The following is a 21,774-nucleotide window of genomic DNA, read 5'->3' as shown; positions in this document are numbered from 1 at the left end:
CCGGCGCGTGTGCCCGGATGTCAGCTGCAGCTCGCGTAGATGGCGTCCGCGGCGTGGTGCGCGTCCGTCGGTCCCTTGGAGTTCCAGTCCTTGCCCCGGTCGTGCAGCACCACCGACACCCGCCCGCCGTTGATCTTCACGCTCGGGGCCGCGACCCACTGGCCCCGGCTGCCGACCTGGTTGACGGTGAAGCTCGTCAGCTGTGCTCCGGAGGCGCTGCTTCCGGCATGGATGGTGTAGTAGGACGGGGCTCCGCCGACATGCCGGATGTCACCGGATCCGGGGACGTGCACGCTGATGCGGCAGGTACCCGAGGTGACGGCACCGGTGTTGAACGACCAGGTGGCGTAGTTGCCCGCGTCACTGTTGTCGCCGGACATCGGGATGGAGCGGTACCGGCCGGTGCAGCCGTTGGACGCGTATCCGCCGACGGCCGTCGTCCACAGGTCGTCGTCGTTGGCGACCTTCGACGAGCCGTACTCGGTGTAGAAGCCACCGGTGCCCGAGCAGTGCGGTCCCGCGTAACCGGAGAACTTCTGGGTGGTGGCGGACTTGGCGGTGGTGTCCGTCGCCTTCCCTCCGGTGCTGGAGGACGAGGAGGAGGACGATGAGGACGAACCGCCGGACTTCGTCTTGGTGGGGGCCTTGCCCTTCTCGTCGGAGGGCGGCTCGTCGTCGGCCCGGACCTTTCCACCGGCGTCGGCGACGGAGTCGTTCACCGGGCCGTCCGGCATCTTCCCGGAGGCGTCCTTCTTGCCGGCCGGTGCGGTGTTCCCGGAGGTCTTGCCGCCGGGGGCCTTTCCGCCGTCCTGCTCGGCACTGGGCACGTAGCCGTCCGGCGAGGTGCTCGGGCCGTCGTATCCGGCGGCCGCGGCCCGCTCCTTGCCGTCCTTCGGGTCGTCGCCCGACGTGGCGCTGATGATGAACGGGGCGGCGAGCAGGACCACGCCGCCGATCGCGGCGGCCGCGACCATGGGGCGGGATATCCGGTTGGGGTTGCCCGGCGCTCCCGCGCCCTCCGCGTCCGCACCGCCGTCGCCCGAGCCGCCGGCCGCGGCGGCCGTGGCGGTACGTCCGGCGCGCAGCCAGGAGAAGCGCCCGCTGGACGTCGCAGCCGGAGCGGCGGCCGTGGTCGCGGTGGCAGTGGCAGTGGCAGTGACTGTGGTCGCGGGCTCGGCGGACTCCTCGGTGGCCGAAGCCGCCCCGGTGGGCTCCGTGGCACCGGTTGCCGACCCGGTGCGGGGCTCGGTGGCGGGCCCCGTCCCCGTCGCCGCTGCTTCGGCTTCCGCCTCCGCCTTCGGCGCTTCGGCCGTACCGCTGCCGCGCAGCGCGGAGGCGACGCCCTCGGCCGTCTCCCCCTCCGTCGCGGACCCGGCTCCGGTGCCGGCCTCTTCCGTCACCGCGACCGCCGTCTCCCCCTCGGCTCCGGCCTCGGATTCGGCTTCGGAGGTCTTCTCCGGGGCGGCCTGCGGTTCCTCCGGATCCGCGCCGATCACGCCGCCGTTGACGGACGCCGTGGCGCGGGCACGTGCCGCCGCCGGGGCGCCGGTCTCCTCCGGTCCGGGCCCGTCCGGGGTACCGCCCTGCGTCTGGGTGACTGCCACTGCTGCCTCTCCTCGTTGCTCTTGTCGCTGCGTACTGATGTGGGGTGTGCCGGTCAGTCGTCGAATCCGAGCTCCTCCATGAGACGCTCGATCTCCTCGATGAAGGTCTCGCCCTCCTCCGGAGCCCGCTGGCCGGACACCGTGCCCAGGAATTCCGACTTGCCGCCGGGGCGGATGAGGTCGATCGCCCGCGCGAACTCGGCCCGCTCCGTCCACAGGTCGTAGTCGGGCTCGGATTCGGCGAGCAGGTCCCCCAGGAAGTCCGCCTCGGCCGTCTCCGCCGATTCGTCCAGGTGTTTGCTCAGGTACTCGCGCCAGTATCCGCCGATGCGCTGGAGCTCCCTCTCCATGACCGCCAGCTGCCCCGCGACGACGCTGATCCTCTCCAGCTCCGCCAGGGACGGGACCGTCGCGGGACCGTCGTCCGTACGGTGCTCACGGAGCCACTCGGTCAGGTCGAAGCGCGGGTTCACCTCGGCCTCGCCGATCGCCGCGAAGACCTCCAGGGGCGTCGCCCCGAGGCCCGCGCCCGCCGCCGCGTAGGTGAGGAAGACGGCGGTGGTCGCCGTTCTGGTGTTGCCGTCGGTGAAGTACTGGCTCGACTTGATGTCCGAGGCGATGCGTGCGGCCCGTTCGTCGAGGTCGGTGACGGCCGCGGTCCGCTCGACCATGCCGCGGAAGGCGGAGAGCTTCGCCTCCCGGGCCACGGGCGTGGACCCCTGGAACAGTTCCGCGTCGGCCAGTCCGGTTTGGTCGGTGCCGCTGGCGGTGCTCAGCTGTCCGGCCAGGGCCAGCAGGGTGTCGGGCAGTGGGTCGCCCTGGCCGGTGTGCGGACCGGTCACGGGCGGGCCGTTCGGCGCGGAGGTGTGGTGGGCCATGGCGTTCTGTCCCTGTGGTTCCTGCTGCGTCGCAGGGGCCGTCGTGGTCGCGGGCGGCTCCATCCCGTGGTGCGCGACCCACTTGCGGACCGCCTCCGGCCCCTTCTGCCGGTCGCCGGTCAACAGGGCTGCCAGGTCGGGGTCCGTGTCCCGGTGCTCCGCGACGTACTCCCAGAACCCTGTGACGCTCTCCTGTGTCACGGAGAGACCCTGGAACCAGGCCAGTTCATCGGGATCGAGCCCGAGCCCGTCGAGGCGGCCGATCACCAGTCCGGCCACGGCGAACGGGTCGGCCCCGTCCCAGAGCAAGTCCCGGAAGGTCTCCCGGCCGGCCAGGACGAGCTCCGAGAGGCTCGGCACGAGGTGGGGGTCGATGTTGAGGGCGTCGGCCACCTGGAGCACCGGCATCCCGTGCATCGGCACCCTCTCCACCGGGTGCAGCAGCTGGCCGCCGGCCTGTTCGGCGGCCCGGTGACGCTGTTCCAGGTGCGTGGCCATCGGGAGGGGGCCGGACTCCCGGCCCGGTCCCTCGATGAAGAGGTTGGCGTGCTGGGCGGACATCCCGAGCGCCGAGACCACGAGGGCGAGCGGGCGGGGGTCCGAGCCGTCGGGGAGCCCGTCGGCCGGGCCCTGCCGCCCGATCCGCCACAGCGCCAGGGCACGTGTCAGGTCCTCGAAACCACGGAGCTCGGGGGCTTGGGATTCGGTGAGCCACTGGGTGAAGATGTTCCTCAGGCTCTGCCTGTCCGAAGAGATGCCGAGCCCGGCCGCCATGGGGTCGAAGTCGCGGACCCACGCCTGCCCGAAGAGCTGCTCGGCGGTCTGGTGCGGGGTGAGTCCCCCTTCCCACGCCCACGGGACGTTGCGGGTGAGCAGGTCGAGGTCGCTGATCAGCGCGGCGTTCATCACCATCTCCAGCCGACGCGGATGAACACCGAGTGCGAGCGCCTTCGTCACCACGTCCGGAGGAACCGGCAGCTGCTCGCGCTCCTGCCACGCGGTGTGGAGGTCGCCGCCGGGCCCGGTGTTGATCAGCTCGGGCAGGGTGTGTCCGCTGTTCTGCAGGTGCGCGGCGAGGTCCCACCAGTGCTCGGCGCCGATTGCGAGCGCGCTCATGTGCATCGTCAGGGTCCGCGCGTCGCCGATGCCCAGCCTGTCGGCCATCAGACGCAGTTCCCGGACGACGGCTTGCGGGTCCCCGAGTCCGCGCAGGAGCGCCGCCGCGCTCGACAGTTCCTGGGCGCTCAGCCGCAACTCCCCGCCGAGTACGGCAAGGTGCCCGGGGTGGACACCCATGTCGGCCGCCGCCTGCGCCACGCCCTCGTCGGGCTGCCACAGCGGCTCCGCTCCGGTGCCGTCGTGGGTCCGGATCGTGTAGTCGGCGATCTTCCACTGTCCGTCCTCGCCGAGCTCGTGACGGATCTCCAGGAGGACGCCCGGCTCCGGGAACGCCTCGGTCACCAGCGTGCCGGGGCCCGACCGCTCCGCCACGGGGTGGCCGTGCGAGGAGTACTGGAGCGCGGCCAGACGCACCCGGTCAGCCGTCCAGTCGCCCCGCAGGGCCTCGGGGATGTCCAGGTCGTTCCAGGCGCCTGTGCGGAACAGGCGGTCGGTGGCGGCGACCAGTTGCCGTTCGCTGTGGACGCGGTCGGCGTGAGGTGCGAGTCCCTCGGCGGTGTGCAGTCGGACGAGCGCGTCGACACCGGGCTCGTGGGTCAGCGCGTTCGGTCCGTAGCGGTCGAGCACCGCGGTGACGTGGGCGCGCCAGGCCACCTCGTCGGTGGTTCCGGCGGGCGCGGACCACTGGTCCGCGGTGAGGCCGCGCGGCGCGGACAGGGTCATCATGTCGAACCCTGAGCCGAGCAGGGACCGGGCGTCCTGCGCCCCGTTCCCCGCCCTGTCGAGCAGATCGGTGTCGTTGCCGTGCCCCGTGGCGTTCTCCCCGACCTCGATGACGACGCGGACCAGGCCGAGACCGGGGACCGGGCCGAGCATCATCTGGGTGCCCCGCAGTGACTCGGCCGTCATGCTCGCGCTGTCCTCGGGCGACAGATGCAGGATGCGGAAGAGCGTGGTCTCCTGTTCGCCGTTCCCGTACAGAATGCGACGCATGCGGTAGTGGGCGCCGTCGGCGGTGTGGAACTCGATGCCGTCCGCGACGGCGAGCTGCTGGTGGCTTCCCGGCGCCGCCTGCTTCAGCTGGTACGTGGAGGGGCGTATCCACTGGTGCTCGCCGTCGAGGACCTGCCCGTGCATCAGTACGCCCATGACGAGGCCGTGCCAGATGTATCCACCGGACGGCAGCACGGTGAAGTTGCCGGATTCCAGGGCGCCGCGGTGGGCTCCCTCGATGGCGTCTTCCAGGGTAAAAGCGTCCCATTCCTCCGGGAAGAGGGTGTTGAGGCCGCTCACCCCGTCAGAGAAGGCGACGGCCGGCCCCGGGGAGGTCAGGAGGGAGCGGATGTCCTGGTACCCCCCGTCCTGGGTGAGTTCGAGGGAGTACGCGGCCCCGCGGCGGGCTCCGCCCCGGGACGTCTCGTCGGTGAACAGGTCGTGGATGACGGCCTTCCTGGACGGCGCTGTGTCGGCCTCCTGCTCGGCCCATGGCGGGGGAAGCACGTGCCCGCCGGTGCCGTTGGAGCGGTCGCCGATCTCCAGGAAGTCCCACAGCCGGTGGGTGGAGGCGGGGTTCCCGGTCTCGGTGAAGGGCCGCGCCTTCGGCTCGAAGGCGGGGTCGGCGAGCGGGCGGGGGGCGAGGTCGTCCTGCCGGTCCGAGGGCTCGAAGTCGGTGATCGTGCCGTCGGGCCGCGCGTGGCCGCGGATCCGTACCCCGTGATGGACGCCCTCGAACGCACCGTCCGGGCCGATGTTCCCGTGACGCAACTGGTCGCGGTGGACGTGGACGGCCGCTTCGGTGACCTCCTCCAGCGACCAGTGGTCGGGGAACATCATGATCGGCGCGTCGTAGTGGCCGCCGCCGGCCGCGCGGTAGGTGCCGTTGGGGTTGATGTCTCCGAGCGGCACCGGGCGGACGCGTCCGGCGGTGCCGACGGGCGCCAGGTGCCCGGCCCTGCCGGTGGACGGATCGCCGCGCACGACCCGTTCGGCGACGTGCAGCGGCACCTTGGACTTCAGTCCGTCGTGCGGAGCGGGCGGGTGCCCGGCGCTCTTCCACGTCCTCTCGATCGCCGAACCGAGCAGCCGCAGGTCACGGGGCATCATCCGCTGGTTGTGGAGCCTGTCGCCACGCGGATGGAGAGAGCCCACGGCGACGTTCCCGAAGTGGTCCCCGTACACCGGGCCGCCCATGAGGGCCCGGTCGGTGTAGACGGGGCGCAGTGTGTTCGCGTGTTCACGGTAGTAGTCCCACGGGCCGAGCAGATGGGTCATCTCATGGGCGAACACGGAGAGGTGGTCACTGGGCAGCTTCCAGCTCCGTGCCTCCATGCGGCTGCCGGGCCCGTAGGAGAGGTCGACGAGGTGGACACCGTCGCGGGGGCTCTTCAGCACACCGTTCGGCCAGCGCTCCACGGGAGCGTCGTCGACGAACTCCACCGAGACATGGAGCAGGTCGCCGTTGGAGAGCCGGTAGCCGGGGGCGTTGAGGTACTGGTCGAGAGAGGTCCGGGCCACCTTCCGGGCGGCGTCGGCGAAGTGCTCCTGGCCGGGTTCGTGGACCAGCTTGATGGGGATGACGACGTCGGAGCGGATGTCGCCGTTGGGGAGTTCCACGCGCTGCACCCGGAAGGCGCGGAGGTTGTTGGGACCGAGCTTCTCAAGGGCCTGGTACTCCTGGAAGCTCGGGGGCACGACGTCGATGGTGCCGAGGACCTTGCCGGCCGCGGTGTCGTTCCCGCGCCAGGTCTCGACGTAGGCTGCCGCCTCCTCGGTGGTCAGCTCACGCCATCCGCGGATCGCCGCGTGCGGTGTGGTGCCGAGAATCCGCTGGTGGGCGAGGTAGCGGGCGAAGGAGTCCAGTTCCTCGGGCCCGATGGGGCCGACCTTCGTGTGTCCGGCCACCTCCATGGTGAAGGTGGCGAGGTCGATGGTGCCGAAGCCGTGGTGTGCGAGATCGACCCGGAAGGAGTCGGCGGTCGCCTGGATGGCCCCGGGCACCCCGGCGTGCTGGGCGATCCGATGGCCGAGCATCTTCCCGAACGGCCTCAGCGCGGAGACGTTCGTACCCAGCGCGTCGGCGAGCGCGTCGGCCTCGTGGAGTCCCGCGCCGTGGCCGATCGTGTCAGCCAGTTCGACCGCATCGGCGAGGTCGCCCTCGCCGACGTGGTGGGCGACGTTCTCCTGGAACCGCGTGGTCGCGCCCGCGGCCTCGGCGGCCCGGCCGAGCCGGAGCAGTGCGTGTACGTCGACGTCGGCGGGGAGGTCCCGGAGCCCGTGCCGCGTTTCGAGGTTCCAGCGCGCGACCGCGTCCCGCAGTCGCGCATCGGTGGTGAGCGCCAGGTGTTCGCCGCCCCCGTTCTCCTTGGACCAGTGGCGGAACGCGGCGAGCCGCGCCGCGTCGTCCGCCGTGGCGTGGGGCGCTCCGGTGTCCGGTGCGGTGAGGGAGAGGTCGTTCAGCGTGGCCGCGAGCCGTTCGGCGTCTTGCTGGTCCCGGAGCCGCGCGATGTCGTCGGGGTGGGTGGCGAACCACTGGACGACGTGGGCGGCCTCGGTGACGGAGCTCTGCGGGGTACTGTTCCGGATCTCTTCCACGAGGCCGTCGACATCGTGGAGGTGGTGTGCGCGCAGCAGCCGTTCCAGGTGATGCGGGGACAGTCCTTCGAACTCCTGCGCCACGCCGACGACCGAGTCCGACGGTATGTGGACGGGCTCGCCGAGCCAGTCCACGACCGCCTCGCGGACGCTCGCCGCACCGGCGGACGCGGCGAGCGCGGACAGCGAGGAGCCGTTGCGGGCCAGGTGGCCGTCGAGGGCGTACCAGTCCGCGCGGGTGATGCCCAGGCTCTTCAGGTTCCGTTCCAGGTCGGCCGTCTTCTCCTGGGCGATCCCCAGCTGTGCGGCCAGATCGGTCAGTTCGACGTCCATCTCGGGGGTCGCGGCCGGCCTGAGCGTCTCGAAGATGCTCTGCGAGAGGTTGCTGGCGCCGAGCGGGTCGTTCAGCTCCTCGGCTTCGGTGACCTGGGAACTCGCGGCGGGTGTCTCCGGCTGGTGCGGGGTCTTCGGGTGCTGGGTCTCCTGCTGGATTTCCGGTTCCGTGGCCCCGGTGTTCGTCCGTGTCGCCCCGTCGTCGCCCGTCGTCCGCGTCTGGAGGGTCCTGCTCCGGTCGACGTGCCGGTAGGTCCCGTCCTTGAGGTGGAGGAGGACGCCCTTCTGCACGTCCTCGGGCTTCGCCTCGCTGCCGTCCGGCATGAAGGTGAACAGCCTCTTGCCGCTCGCCACTGTCACCGGCACCTTCCACAGGGCGGCCGCCAGCGCCGGGTAGTAGTCCGCCGTTCCGTGGTCGGTCAGCTTCTCGCGGTCTCTCTCCCGGTTCTCGCCGTCGCCTTCCCGTTCGGCCGACAGGGTGGTGAGTTCGCGGCGCTGCTTCTCCGTCAGCGCGTCCTTCATCGGTGGCACGGCTCCGCGGTCGTCGAACTCCTTCGCGGCCTTGCTCGTGGGATCGTCGATGAGCTGGTCCAGCCCGGCCTTGCGGACGTCGTCCCGGCCGAACCGGTCCGTGAGGTCGGGCAGTAGCCACTTCGCCAGTTCCGAGAAGTGCTCACTCGTGGGCGTCTCCCCGCTCCCGTCCCTCTCGTCCGTCTGGGCGCGCAGTTTCCCGGCCAGATCGAGGCGGAGTTCCGGCCCGTCGCGCTGCGGGAGGTCCGGGTCACCGATCTCCTTGAACCCTTCGGCCAGCGCGTTGAAGAAGCCGTTGCCGTCGTTCTCGATGGCCGTCAGCGGATGGGTCGTGCCGTCGATCGTGACGGCGATCGGATCTCCGTCCGCGCCCGTGACCTCCTCGACGTCGCCCTCGACCTTCGGCTTGCCGTGGTCGTGACGGACCTCTTCCTTGAACGTGACGGGGGTCGTGGCCGTCGCCCCGGGGGTGCGGAACATCGGGTCGGTGAGCTTGCGGAGCCTCAGGTACTCCTCCCCGGCCTCGGTGATCTTCTCTCCCAGGCGCTCCAGCTGGTCCTTGGCCTCCTGGTACTCGGGGGTCCCCTGTGCCAGTCCTCTCGTCCTGCGGCGTTGCTCCCAGTACTCCTTGTAGTTGGCCTCCCACGCCTCCTCCGCCTGTTTCACGGCCTTGGCCGCGTCCTTCTCCTCCGTGGTCAGCTCGTGGAGCCCCAGTTCCTTGACGCGCTCGTCGCTGAGCCAGACGAGTACGGTCGCCTCCGTCGTCCCGGACTGCAGTGGGCTCTGCGGGAGGCCCAGGGTGTTGTTCTTGACGCGGTGCTGTGAGCCCGCGGCCAGGTGGAAGGTGGCGGGGACCTCGTAGAGGTGTCCGTGCCCGGCGGGGGGTTTGAGGTTGAGCCGGGACTGCTCGGCCTGGGCGATCTTGTGGGTCTCGCCGCTGGTGTTGTTGACTCCGGCGACGGGGATGCCCGGCGCGATGGTCACACCGTTCTTGGCCACGGATTCGGCGGTGCCGGGGCCGCCCCCGGAGTTCGTGCTGGTGGTGTTGGAGAGTTCGCTGCCGGTGCCGGAGCCGGTCAGATCGTCGAACCGGATCTGGCTGGTGACGGCGAGCCGGCGCACCTTCGGGGATTTGAAGTCGAGGTGTGTGGCGACCGCGAGGGTCGTGTCGACGCCGCCGATGACGCTGTTGTTGGTGACGGTGACGGTGTGCAGGCCGGCCTGGGCGTGCCCCGAGGAGAGCGCGCCGGTGAGCGAGATGTCGTTCAGCGCGGTGTCGAGCGCGTCGGCCCCGAGCTTGCCGGGCCTCACCGTGTCACTGGCACCGATGATCTTGGCGATTTCCTGGTCCGTGTACTCCTTGACCTCCTGATCGTTCTTGCGGGACTTGGCGACGAGCAGCTTGCCGAGCTTCTGTACCTGGTCGGCGCCGATGACCTCGTGGATGTGGAACCCTCCGTCGCCCTTGCGGGCGGCCGGTTCGTTCTTCTCCACGGTCTTCTTCAGGAGTTCGGTGAAGTCCTTGTCCGCCGTCGGCGCTTCGATCTTCATGGCGGGCTTCGACGGCGGGTTCGCGGGCGTGTTCCGCGACGTGTCGCCCTCGGCCTTCGGTTCCATGAAGAGGTACGACTCCGTCGTGGTGACGGTCGCGGTCCACTTCACCGGTTCGATGACGTCGGTGCCGTCGCCGTAGGTGACCGACACGACGGTCTCCCACTCGGTCTCCTTCACCGCCTTGGGCCCGGGGATCGTGGTGACCTGGGTGACCACACCGCTGGCGGAGTCCGTCGCGGAGTAGGCGTCGCCGAGCCCGCCCCCGCCGGTTCCGCTGATCCCGCCCGCACCGCCCGGTCCCCGCACGGTCTCGCCGTCGTTGACGGAGTGCGTGTGAGAGGCCGTCGTCGACTGCACGTGGTCGTCGGCCGTGTTGCGCCCCGCTCCGAACTCGTGGTCGGCGAAGAGGGTGTCGACGACCTTGGAGGAGCGGCGCCGGTGCTCGACGTTGATCGTCACGTCCTTGCCCAGAATGTTCAGCTTCTTGACGTGGGTCAGCGCCGAAGTGCGGCCGCGGGAGGTCAGCGCGGAACCGCTCTGGATGGCCGACCGGCCGGAGCGGGCGGACACCATGCCGTTGACGGTGTGCAGGGTCTGTTCCGCCACCCCCGCCTTCCGCAGTTCCTCGTTGAGCTTCTTGATCTGGGCGGCGTCCTGGGGGGCGGTGTGCGCGAAGTCGCCTCGTCTCGCCTTGTCGAGGCCCTCGCGGTCCCGCCACTCCACGTTCTTGAGGGCGCCCTCGGGCGCCCTGTCCAGGCCGTCCTGGATGAGCCCCGCCTTCACGGCGTCGCTCTCCCGCATCAGCCCGACCCAGCCGCCCGGCTTGCGGATCACGTGCGTCCGGGCGTCGCTGGAGCTTCCGAAGGGGCGGCCGAAGAGGCCCAGGGGCTTGTGGTGGGCCGCGACCTGGTAGTCGGTGTCGGCGACGACCATGACCCAGCGGTCGCTGCCGAGGACCTGGTTGAGGTCGCGCATGGAGGTGGCGGACGAGGTGTCGCCCCAGCTCCACATCTTCTGCAGCCAGTTGTGGGACACACCGCCCTGGCCGCTGAAGTTCACGTCGCCGGTTCCCTGCAGGCCACCGCCCGCCCCGCTGGTCCCGACACTGAAGCCGGCGGCCGAGCCCTTGTTGAAGCCGAACGCCTGCTCCAGAGCGGTGTTGGTCTCGGGCGACGCGGTGAACGACTCGCCCACCACTTTCAGGTTGTGCCGGGTCCCGGTGATCGAGAGCGACTCCTCCCCCGCGAAGAGCGTCCCCTTGTCGTGCAGGTTCCCGACGGTGTGGCCGCCCGGCGAGAACACCTGGTCGGAGAGGGAGGTGAAGGAATGCTGCCCGAAGATCCGGCGGACCCGTTCCGACATGAACGCGCCCGCGTCCGTCAGCCGCCAGGCGTTCCCGGAGGTCTTCTTGATGAGATCGCGTACCGAGCCGAACAGCGTCTGGTCGGAACGGGCCGCGAGGGTGACGGTGGTGAACCCCTGGGCGGAGATCTCGTCCGCGATCCGGACGACGTCCGCCGCCAGCACCTCGGACTCGGCTCTTCCGGCGATCACGTCCTGGTCGGCCCTCGGTATCTCGGCGGTCTTCGAGAGGCCGTCCGGTACGCCGAAGGTGAACCTGATCGGGTGCGGAGTGAGGAAGACGGACCTGCTCCCGTCCTCCCGCATCTCGCCGATGCCGCCCAGCCCGCTCTTCTCGTGGAGCCATCTCACTGCCGGGAACTTCGATGCGTCGCCGTACCGCGCCAGTGCCCGCCAGCCGCCCAGTGTGAGCGCCTGGATCAGCGGCTGCGGGAAGGACGAGCGTTGCAGCTCGAAGTTCAGGTTGCCGACGAAGTCGTAGTAGTCGGTGCCCGGACCGGGCGCGAACAGGTCCTCACGGGTGGCGGTGCCACCGGACTTGGTCTGCCGCGACGTCCGGTACGTCCCACGGGCGTTGACGCCTCCGGAGCCGGTGGCGACGGGTGCGCCGAGCGAGTCCTTCTCGTTCCGCAGGGCCGAGAACGTCGCCTCCACGCCACCACTGCCGGTGTGCGTGACCTGCTGCGCGGTGTCGAAGCGTTCCCCTCCGCTGAACGCCTGGGTCGTGGTGCGGCGGGCGCTGCCGAGGTACGTGGGCGGATCGAGGTCGGCCCGGATCGTCAGGGTGTAGCCACGCTCCCGGGTGAACGACGAACCGCGCAGCTGCACCCGGATTCCCTCCTTGGAGGCCGCCTGGTGCATGCGCTGTTCCAACCCCTCCTTGGCGACCGCGGCCATCAGGGACTGGGTGTTCGCCACCGCCAGGACGGAGGCCCTGTCGCGGCGGAGGATACGGTTGAACCAGCGGCGGTGCTGATCGGCCTCCTTCACCTGTTCCCGGGTGGCGAGGGGAAGGGTGGGGTCCTTCTTCCTCAGGTCCTCAAGGAGGGAGTCGACCAGCTTCTCCTCGGCCTCGTGGGAGTTCTCCTTCGCCGCGTCCTCGGTGGCGGAGGGCCGGTTCTCGGCGTCGGCGCTCGGCGGGACCTCGTTCTGCGCGTCGTCGTCCCGCGCGTTCCGGTTCACGTCGGTCTCGTTCAGGGGCGCCTGGCCTGACGTCTCCTCGCCGAGCCTGATCCCGCCGGGCCGCCCGGGACCGAGCATGGTCACCTTGCCGTCGCCGTCGTTCCCGGTGTTCCAGTAGGCGGGTTTGTTCGGCTCGTTCGTGCCGACCCTCAGCTGCTCCTGGTTGTCCCAGCCCGCCAGCCGCTGGGCCTCGCCGACCGGCATCCGCACCAGGCTGCCGACGGTGAAGGTCTCGCTCCCGCCGTCCGGCGTCTCCACCGTCACCTCGGACTCGCGCATCACGAGCACGGTGCGGACGTCCTTCGGGGAACGCACGGCGTTCTTGGCTCCGGCGGTGCCACCGAGGTTGGACGTGTTGGTGGAGGAATGGTTGTAGCCCATCGTGCCACCCGCCTGGGCACGGGGGGTGGCGAACGCCTCGGAGTATCCGGTGATGTCGGTCGTCGCACCCGCGAACACGGAGATGTCGAGCGTGTGGGTCCTGGTGGTGCTGCTTTCGTTCTTCTCGCTGAACTGGTTGGTGTCGCGCAGTTCGAAGTCGGTCGCGGAATCGATGACCCAATGGCGTTTGGGCACCGGCGTTCCGATGGTGACGGTCCCGGCCGTCGATCCGTCCTTGTTGTGCAGACGCAGCGGCGGCACGGGATCCCGGCCGTCGATCCGGGTGAAGTGCTCGGCCGAGAAGTGGTTGACGACAGCCTTGTAGTTGGCGCTGCCGATCGGGGAGTCGGTGTGCTGGAGCACCCAGTCGGTCATCGGGTCGATGTTGAAGTACGACTCGGTGTGCTCGATGTCCGCCCGCTCGCCGGACTCGGTCTCGAACTTCAGCGGAACCCGGTCCTTTCGCGGATCGGGACGGCTGCTGGTGGTGTGCGACTCGGGGATCTGGACGACCAGGCCCTTCGGGACGGTGTGCCTGACGGGCTCCGGTGTGACGGGCGCCTGGGAAGCGCTCCGGGTGCCGGTCGCGGGGAGGTCGTGGAGGGAGAGTTCGTAGACGACGTCGGTGGTCAGTTTGACGGAGGGACCGTGGCTGCGGGTCTCGTGCTGTGAGAGCTGCTGGGTGTTGAGGTTGGAGTCCCGGCTGGTACCCATCGCGGGCGCGACGGTCAGCTTCACCGCCGCTCCCCCACCGGTGATCGCCGCGGTGACTGCCGCCTGGACCGTGCTGGAGTCGGAGACGGAGTAGCCCTCGGTCTGCTGGTTGCGCGCGACGCTGTCCAGCTTCCCGGCGTCCCCGGGGGTGCCCTCCCAGCTCTTCGCGTCGGGAATCGCCTTGACCCGCAGCTCCCGCTTCCGCCCGCCGTCGATGACGACGAAGCGGCGGCCGTCACCGAGGAAGGTGTTCGCCTGGTTCGCCAGGGCGAAGGAGAGCTCCGACGGGTCGTCCAGAGTGACCTTGGCCTTCCCGGCCAGTTCGTTCGCGAGGTGCTGGGAGTCCTTCTCGTGGGTCAGCTGGACGGCGTGATGCCCGCCGACCGCACCCTTGAAGGGGATCGGCTCGTCCTTCTCGTAGGTGGATACGTCGTGGAGGAAGCCCGGGATGTTCAGGGTCTTCTTCTTGCCCTCGGAATCGGTCACCTCGATGGTCGGGGGCGCGGTGGTGTTGTCGTTCGGTCCGGGGATGTGCTGGGTGTTCCCCTGGTCCTGGACGCTGTTGTCGACGTTGTCGTTGTTTTCGTTACTGTTGCCGTTGCCGGGCGGAACGATCTCGGACGTTTCGTTGTGGTCACTGGTGACGGCCAGGGGCTGGTCGTCCTCGGTGTTGGACCGGACGTCGTCGATGCCCTCGTCGACGACGGCCCGAACGGTGTTCCGGGTGTCGTTGTCGGCCGTCGTCGTCACCGGCTCCGCCGAGAGCATCAGGGAATCGGTCACGGTGGCGTTCCGGTCGGCGAACGGCGTCCCGTCCGACTGCGTCGGGCGGGAGTTCACCGCGCCGTAGTGCAGTTCGCTGGTTCCCGGGCCGGACGGGGTCGATACGGTGCGGCGCTGGACGTTCTGGATCGGTGGAGTCGAACCCGTGTTGTTCGCCGTCGTGTTGGAGACGGACGTCTGCGTCTGCGTCTGCGTCTGCGTGACCGTCCGGGACGTCCCCGGCTGGTTCGTCGGGTTCGGCGGCGTGGTCGCAGTCGTCGTGGAGGGCGTTCCGGTCGCCTTCGCCGTCGGTGTCTCGATCGGTGTCTGCGTCACGACCGGTGCGGCGGACTGTGTGACGGGCGGCACGGTCGACTGCTGCTCGTTCTGCTGCTGGCCCTCCGCCGCCTCGATCTCCGGGTCGGCCTTCGGTGTGGGGCCGTTCTCCGACGTGGACGTCACGAGGTCTCCCGCGTTCGGCGCGGGCGGCACCCCGGTTTCGCTCACCCCGCCCCCGGGCACGGAGTTCTTGGCCGCGTCGTTCAGCCCGAACTCTCCCTTCGGGCTGTCCAGGGTGTCGAGCTTCGTGTGGAGGCCCTTGATCAGGTTGGCGATGCCGGAGTCGGACTGGGCGATGAGCGGGTGCACGACGGTGTGCCGCATCACATGGCTGAACATGGTCGGCGCGACGCCGGAGACGAACGTCTGCCAGCTCGTGGTGAACTCGCCCTGCGTCATCGAGTTGTACGTGCCCTCGGCGAGGTTCTGCGCGCCCGCGTCGATGAGCGTCGACGTTCCGTACACGCCCGCCGCGTAGCCGAACTTCTGCGTCCTCGTCAGCGCCTCGGACATCCCCTTCGCGCTGAGGGAGGTGGACAGATCCTTGGTGATGGTGTGCGACAGCACGTTCAGTGCGGCGTCGTCGACCTGGGTGCCGCCGTTCTTGGCCAGGGCCTTGGCGGCTGCCGCCAGGTCCTTGGCGATGTTGCCGGACACCACGTCGGAGGCGGCGCCGGCCCCCCAGTGCTTGTTGAGCGAGCTCGCCCATGCCTTGCCCAGGCTGCGTGCCGCGTCGCCCTGGAGGTTGTGGAAGCCGTACTTCGCGAAGGCGTTGCCCACCTTGTCGACGAAGCTCTCCGTGACCGCCTTCCCGGCGCTCTTGTTCAGGCTCTTGACCAACTCACTCTCGGTCCCGCCGAGGATGCTGCCCAGCGAGTTCGCCAGCCCCTTGCCCGCGCCCGCCTTCGCCCCCGCCTTGACGCCCAGGTCGTCGAGGTGTTTACCGATCTGCGACCCGAGCCACTTGGCGGCGTCGCTGCCGACCACATTGGCGATCTTCTTGCCGAGCGCGCCGCCGATCGGGCTGAAGACGCCGCCGAACAAGCCCTGCAACGCGCCGAACCCGAGAGCGCTCTTCGTCGCGTCCAGGTCCCATTCGGTGCGGTTGCCCATGCCCTTCTGGATCAGCTGGATGGCGACGTCCATCGCCTCGCCGATCACCACACTCATGGCGGTGTGGATCATGATGCTCTTGATCAGGGCCTTGATGATCTGCTGGGCCACGATCCGAAGGGTGATCTCCGCGGCGACGGTGTTGGCGTGCGCGACCGCGTTCAGGCCGGGAATCCAGCTCACCGCCGCCTCGAACGCCATCTCGGCCATCAGCTGGATGACCTGGCCCAGGATCATCCACTTCGAGTACTCCGCCTGGTTGGCGGTGTCCCGGGCGATCTTGGCGAGGTTCTTGGCCTGATCGGCGCAGGCCATCAGGATCGAGGCGTCGCCACCGCCCGACAGGTACTGGGCATACTTCTGGAACTCCTCCGCGCTCTGCCCGGAGAAGCTCTCACCGACGTAGTTCTGGACAGCGACGAGATACGTCTGCAGGTCCTTGAAGTCGTCGATCAGCTTGTCGTAGTAGCCGGCGGCCTCGCGCAGCAGGTCCTCGTTGATGGAGGGCCATTTCTCGCCCGAGAAGACCATGAGCAGCGTCTGCGCCTCGGGCGACGGGGTCAGCACGGGCGTCCCGCCCGTTCCGCCCGAGCCGGGCCGGTGGTGGTGCGCGTCACTGGTCCCCTCCAGCCGCCTTCCAGTCCTTGGCGATCTGGGTGGCCAGGTCCTCGGCGCCGGCGAAGAGCTTCTTCACGTCCTGGCCGTCCTCACCCAGCCGGGTGATCAGGAAGTCGAGCATCTTCAGGGTGTCGGTGAGCGGCGGCATGCCCGTCCCGATCACATCGAGGTACTGCTTCGAGGAGTCGTCCTGGCCGTCGCCGCCGCCCCGCGTGTTGAGGCCGTTGATGGATTCGAGGTGGGCGTGCGTGTCCGCGAGGGTCTTGCCGAGTTTCCCGTACTCGTCGATGCCCTTCCAGGTCGCGGCGCCGGCCTTCAGCTCGTTCCCCTCAGTCATCGTGCTTCCCTCTCCGGGGCCCGGACGCCTCCGCGGCGCCCTTCGCCATCTCGCGGAGGGGCGCCAGGAACTCCTCGACGGGGGTGCCGGCCAGCATCGAACGGCGCATCTCGTCGCCCTTGCCGCGCAGGGGCTCGAACGCCTCGCGTGCGGCATCGCCGCTTTCGGTCTGCGCCTTGCCGATGAGATCCACCAGCGTCTTCCCGAGACGGACCGGGTCCATCTGCCGGTAGTCCTCGGTGTGGAACTTGATCTCGCGGACGTCGCCCCGGGCACCCACCGTGACACTGACGGAGCGGTCCTTGGAGCGCACGGTGGAGGTACGGGCGGCCAGCTCGCGCTGGACGGCGGCGAGCCGCTCGGCGTGCTGGCGGACCTGCTGCTGCATCTCTCCGAACTGTTCCTGGAGCGTCGAGCCGAGGATCGACTCGAACTGCTCGCGCGCGGACATCGAGGGCCGGTTGTCACCCCCGTCGCGTGTGCCGCCGCCGTCGCGGGCCGTCCCGCCACTCTGGTACCCCATCAGCCGATCACTCCCGTGGTGGTGCACTCCTGGGTGCCCCACGTCTCCTCGTCCTCGTCCAGATAGCTCTTCCGCTCCCGGTGCTGGTCCTGCCCCGCGCCCGCACCGCCTCCCGCACCCGCGCCGGGCGGTGGCATCATCGGCGACTGGGAGGAGGTGCGCCGGTTCGCGGCCGCCTCCTCGACCACCTTGGCGCTGGGGTCGACGGAGGTGGTCCGGACCTTGCCGGTCGGCTCGACACCGATGCTGGTCCTGCCGCCCTTGCCGCTCGTGTACTCGGAGAACGTACCGTCGGGGTTGCGGACCTTGAACACGCCCTTGCTCTGCTGCGATCCGCCCTCGCCGCCGGTGCGGAGCCCGGAGTGGTCGCTGGAGAGCCGGGAGGTCTCGCGGAGGCGGGACAACGCCTTCTCGTTCTCCCTCCGCTGCTGCTCGGCCCGCCGCTGCGCCTCCTGCTGTTCCTTGGCCTGCTGCTGGTAGGCCTTCTGCTCCGCCTCGGCCTGGCGACGCAGCGTCTCCTGCTGGCTCTGCTGCTTCTGCTGTTGCTGGAACGCTCCGGGTGTCGTCTTGTAGAGGGAGCCGTCGGAGTTCCTGAGGGGCTTTCCGTCCGGGCCGGTGACGGTGCCGTTCTTGTTGAGGGTGGAGCCGGGCGGGATGTTCATCAGGCCGCCGGGGCCGAACGACCCCGGGCCGCTGGTGTTCTGGTCGGTGTCGGTTCCGGTGTTGCCGAGGCCGGTGTTGCCCAGGCCGGTGTTGCCGAGTCCGGAGCTGCCGTTGCCCGTGACGTTGTCGGTGCCGAAGCTCCCCGGGCCCGAGGCGTTCAGGTTCTTGAGCTGGTCCTGGAGCGTCGAGCCGGGGCCGTCCTTGTCCAGGCCGCTCTGTCCGGAGGAGTCGCCGTCGCTGAACGCTCCGGGCGAATCCTCTTTCTGGAGATCGGTGTTGTCCCCGCCGGGCAGGTTATTGGCGTCGCCCGTGGGGTTCGTCAGCCCCTTGAGCAGATCGGCGATGGTGTCGGACGTGGTGGATCCGTCCGGGTTCAGTCCGCCCTTGTCGGTGCCGGCCGGGGCGTCCCAGGGTGGCTTGGTCGGGACACGGATGGCCCCTTCGGTCAGGCCGTAGGCCAAGCCGATGGCCTTCCCCGCGTCCCTGGCGGGGCCGTCGAGGCTGGCTCCGACCTGGTCGAGCCAGCGTTGTTTGGCCTTTGCCTCGAACGCCTCCCAGTATCCCGACCCGTGCGGGTCGCCGAGCGACGTCTTCAGCCAACCGTTGTCGAACGAGTAGGCGCCCTCGGCGAACTCCTCGTGGAAGAGGTCGCTCAGGATCTGGGCGGGCCAGGCGTTGTTCTCCGTCCCGTAGGCGAAGATCACCTGGTACAGGCTCTGGAGCTGCTTGGTCGCTTCCTGGCGGGCGTCGTCGATCTCCTTCGAGAAGTCCCGCGGGTTGGTCATCTGGGTGTGCAGATTGCCGAACTGGTTCGCCACCCCGATGAGCATGCTGCGGAACTGTCCCGCGGCGGTGCCCTGCATCTCGGAGTCGGGTACGTCGATCTCCTCGGACCAGCCCTTGACGGTGTGGAACCACTCGTCCAAGAACCGCTGGACGCCTTTGACCGTCCAGCTGGCGTCGTCGAAGCTGTGCAGGGAGAAGACGGTGTTGCCGACCTCGCCGAGGGCCGTGGCGAGGAGCTCCCTGGCGCCGAAGTGCCACTTGTAGATCGCCTGGTCCTGGGGCAGCGGGTCCTTCAGGTCGGCGCTGACGTTGAATCCGACCTGGTAGTTGTAGAAGGCGCCGTTGTACCAGCGCTTGTTCCAGCCCAGGTCGTAGCCACCGGGTGCGCCACCGGTCCCCGCGACCCCCTCCAGGTGGTGGGGAGCGACGAAGGTGTCACCGAGCCACTTCAGCTTGGTGACCTCCGCCCGGTCGACCGGGCCGCCCTCCTGGTCGGAGACGAGGCCGAGAGCCTCTTCCCACTTCGTGACCGCCATGCTGTCAATCCCTCTCTCGGCCCTGCCCCACCGCGGTGTCGCCGAAGGATCAGACGCCGGTGGTCGGCGTCTTCTCCGTGGTCGACTGAGTGGCCCCACTGCCACCGAAGATGCTCAGCGGAACCTTGAGGTCGTCCATCATCGTCTGCAGTGCGATGTCCTTGGCGTCCTGCTCGCCCTGCTGGGTGATGTGATCGACGCCGACCAGGTTGTCGGAGAGCTTCAGCATCCCTTCCTTCATCTCGTCCAGGAGCTTCACCATGCCCGCGGCGAAGGAGTTGAACTTCTTCCGCAGCATCGCCGTCTGCTGGATGTTCGCCTTCGGGTTGCCCGCGAGCAGGGAGTCGTCGGCGGCGTAGAGCCGCAGCCTCACGATGTCCGGGTGCTTGTCGAACTGCTCGACGAACTGGGCGTTGATCCTGTCCCGTGCGAAGCCCTGCAGGAAGTCCGACGAGATCTTGTAGGTGCCGCCGTCCTCAGCCATGGGTCAGCCTCCGTCAGCCGGCCATGAGCTTGGCGCCGAGGCCGTCATGCTCGTGGTGGGTGTTGCCCATGTTGTTCAGGGTCTGGTGACCCTGGTTGAACGCGCTGTCCATCTCGTTGATCGAGGCGTTCAGCCTCGTCTGCACCTCGCGCCACTGGGTGGCGCTCTCGCCCTGGGCGGTGTTGGCGAGTTCCTGGACGCCCGCGATCAGCTCCTCCAGCGCGTTGCGCATATTGGCCGTGAGCTGCTGCATGTCGTTGGTGGCGTCGCCGAGACCGCCCCAGTTGATCTGGATGTCGCCGGACACGGTGTGCCCCTTTCTTCCTGCGACGGATGAGGACGGATCAGTTGTTGTTGAGGACGTTCGTGATGCCGTCGGAGACGGCGGAGCCCTCGAAGCCGGTCTTGGCGTGCTGGAGAGCGGCCTGCTCACCGGCGTCGAGGACGTTCTGCTGCTCGTTCAGCTTGTTCCAGACGTCGTCGACGGCCGCCATCGCCTTGGTGTAGCCCTGCTGCCACGTCGCGAACTTGTCCTGGAAGGTCGCGGCCGACCCGTCCGAGGTGCTGTAGTGCGTCGCGACGTTGCTCCTGATGCTCTCGGCGGCGCCACCGGCCTGCTTCATGAAGCCGAAGTGGGTGTCGAGCGCGACGATGGCCTTCCGTGCCGCCGCAGCATCCTTGACGAGCTCTGACACGTTGTGTCCCTCCAGTCGGAACCTGATCGGTTACGGGAAGGCGCGACCCATCCGTCGCAGGGTCCTCCCCAACCCCATCTACCTCGGGGAGATTATCCGATCAATGAGATTGATGTCAGCAGTGGAGGTGGGTAGTTCACCGCTATTTGAGCTTTTCTTGAGCATCCCCCACTAACCCGCGCCGCATTGTTCACGGAGTTGTGTTCTCTTCTGCGGAACCTTCCCTTCCTCCCGGGCATCCGCGTCCACCACCCCGTTCCTCGAAACCCCCGAAGGATCCAGTACCGGACCACTCGGCAGGAGGCTCAGCAATCGCCCCGGAACATCCACGGCGGCGCCCGCGGAATACCCGAGCTGTTTCAGTCCGGCCTCCGTCACCGGATAGGAAACGCCCGAATCCGTCACCAAATAAAGGGAGTTGCCGGTGCCTGCCGAGGACCGGGCCCGCACCAGCGACCCCGCTCCCGGGCGCACCCAGATCCGGTCCACCGCCACGCACGCCGCTCTCACCCCCGGCTGCCGGTCGGGCGGCGAGCCGGGGACCTCGTCCGCCGGCAGGAGGGACACCGTCGTCGTGTGACCGCCGGAGGACGGCTTCACCCGGACGCAGACCTGCTCCTGGGCCGGGTCCACCGCCGACACCCGGGGCACCGAGGCCGGCAGCCCCGCCGCCAGCTGCTGCGCCGCGGCCGCCGGCGCCTGGTGGGCCGCCAGGTCGGCAGGGCCCACCGGACGCTCGGTCACGGCCTTCCCGCCGTACGCCTGCTTCTGGGTGCGCGGGTCGCCGCGCAGCAGCCGGCGGGCCGGGCCGGTCAGTGGGGCCAGCCCGTCCGTACGCAGCACATAGTGCTGTCCACCGGCCGAGAAGAGCTGGCCGACGCGGGTGTCCTCACCCGCCAGACGCGGTCCCGGGCGCCCCCGCCCGGGAATCTCCGGCGGGGCGATCCCCGGCCCCGCGTCCAGCGCTGTCAGGAACGACGCGTCGACCAGTACGGGCGTGACGCCCGCCCAGCCCAGCGCCGCCTCCGTACCGTGCTCGGTGTCGATCCGGAACCGGCGGCCGTTCCAGACCAGTTGCCGCCCCTCCCCCGGGGCCGTCACCAGCACGCCCCGGTCGGAGCCGAGCCCGTCCTCCGCGTCCGCGGGACCGGACACGACCACGCTGGTCAGCGGTTTCGTCTTCATCGGCCCGGACGGCTGCACACCGGCGCAGACCGCCCAGGCCCCGGCGCCGGGCGTCTGCGGCAGCCCGTCCGGAGCGCCCACGATCCCGATGGGGGTACCGCGCGGCGCGTCCTCGATGGACCCCTCCGCGACCTCCTCCACCGCCATCCGGCCGCCCGCGACCAGCCGCGCGGAAGCCTGGTTGAGCACCGGGTGCAGCACCCCGCCGACGTTCAGGTATCGGGCACCGGTCTCCTTCACCACGACCAGTGCGCCCGGCGTCTGCCAGGAGGTTCCCCCGCCCGGCTTGATCAGCCCGAAGAGCACGGTGACCACGCAGGCCAGCGCCACGATCAGCGCCCCCCAGCGGACGCCCCGCCAGGTCCGCGCGGTCGGGGTGTCGGGCGAGTCGGGGTCGTCCCGCAGCAGTCCGCTGGAGAGCCGGCCCATCACGTACAGATGCGCCTGCACCTGGTCCTTGCGCGACTGCACCGCCATCAGCCCC

At 69.6% G+C, this 21,774-nt stretch carries 9 protein-coding genes; all 9 read right to left on the bottom strand.

Translation table 11 applies throughout. The annotated features are described in order from the left end of the window. Positions 1 to 20: 20 nt before the first annotated feature. Positions 21 to 1,604 (bottom strand): hypothetical protein, encoded by a 1,584-nt coding sequence (locus tag ACF08W_RS20035; RefSeq protein WP_392280030.1) that lies wholly within the window; start codon positions 1,602 to 1,604, stop codon positions 21 to 23. Between the two features lie 53 nt (positions 1,605 to 1,657). Continuing rightward, complete coding sequence (locus ACF08W_RS20030) at positions 1,658 to 16,030, bottom strand: hypothetical protein (protein ID WP_392280029.1); 14,373 nt, start codon at positions 16,028 to 16,030, stop codon at positions 1,658 to 1,660. A 46-nt stretch (positions 16,031 to 16,076) separates the two neighbouring features. Continuing rightward, entirely contained in the window at positions 16,077 to 16,418 is a 342-nt protein-coding gene (locus ACF08W_RS20025) for a hypothetical protein (protein ID WP_385217933.1), read from the bottom strand. Next, a complete protein-coding gene (locus ACF08W_RS20020) occupies positions 16,411 to 16,941 on the bottom strand; it encodes a YbaB/EbfC family nucleoid-associated protein (protein ID WP_392280028.1) in 531 nt (176 codons plus the stop codon). The genes ACF08W_RS20025 and ACF08W_RS20020 overlap by 8 nt, the downstream gene beginning before the upstream one ends. Beyond that, complete coding sequence (locus ACF08W_RS20015) at positions 16,941 to 18,926, bottom strand: pentapeptide repeat-containing protein (RefSeq protein WP_392280027.1); 1,986 nt, start codon at positions 18,924 to 18,926, stop codon at positions 16,941 to 16,943. The genes ACF08W_RS20020 and ACF08W_RS20015 overlap by 1 nt, the downstream gene beginning before the upstream one ends. A gap of 49 nt (positions 18,927 to 18,975) precedes the next feature. Beyond that, entirely contained in the window at positions 18,976 to 19,410 is a 435-nt protein-coding gene (locus ACF08W_RS20010) for a hypothetical protein (protein WP_385217942.1), read from the bottom strand. A 13-nt stretch (positions 19,411 to 19,423) separates the two neighbouring features. Beyond that, the gene (locus ACF08W_RS20005) at positions 19,424 to 19,717 is read right to left on the bottom strand and encodes a hypothetical protein (protein WP_392280026.1); all 294 of its coding nucleotides are present in this window, start codon (positions 19,715 to 19,717) and stop codon (positions 19,424 to 19,426) included. A 37-nt stretch (positions 19,718 to 19,754) separates the two neighbouring features. Beyond that, positions 19,755 to 20,105, bottom strand: coding sequence for a hypothetical protein (locus tag ACF08W_RS20000; protein ID WP_352279971.1), 351 nt, complete (start codon positions 20,103 to 20,105; stop codon positions 19,755 to 19,757). A gap of 171 nt (positions 20,106 to 20,276) precedes the next feature. Beyond that, on the bottom strand, positions 20,277 to 21,767 hold the full coding sequence (eccB, locus tag ACF08W_RS19995) for a type VII secretion protein EccB (RefSeq protein ID WP_392280025.1): 1,491 nt from the start codon (positions 21,765 to 21,767) through the stop codon (positions 20,277 to 20,279). Positions 21,768 to 21,774: the final 7 nt, after the last annotated feature.

Origin of the sequence: Streptomyces sp. NPDC015144 (assembly GCF_043079735.1) — a bacterium.
Classification (GTDB): domain Bacteria; phylum Actinomycetota; class Actinomycetes; order Streptomycetales; family Streptomycetaceae; genus Streptomyces.
This window is presented reverse-complemented; position numbering and strand designations above follow the sequence as displayed.

Bases quoted from the DNA above. Each gene is read 5' to 3' on its own strand.
- ACF08W_RS20020 (WP_392280028.1), bottom strand. From the start codon at position 16,941: ATGGGGTACCAGAGTGGCGGGACGGCCCGCGACGGCGGCGGCACACGC.
- ACF08W_RS20025 (WP_385217933.1), bottom strand. From the start codon at position 16,418: ATGACTGAGGGGAACGAGCTGAAGGCCGGCGCCGCGACCTGGAAGGGC.
- eccB (WP_392280025.1), bottom strand. From the start codon at position 21,767: ATGGCGGTGCAGTCGCGCAAGGACCAGGTGCAGGCGCATCTGTACGTG.
- ACF08W_RS20010 (WP_385217942.1), bottom strand. From the start codon at position 19,410: ATGGCTGAGGACGGCGGCACCTACAAGATCTCGTCGGACTTCCTGCAG.
- ACF08W_RS20015 (WP_392280027.1), bottom strand. From the start codon at position 18,926: ATGGCGGTCACGAAGTGGGAAGAGGCTCTCGGCCTCGTCTCCGACCAG.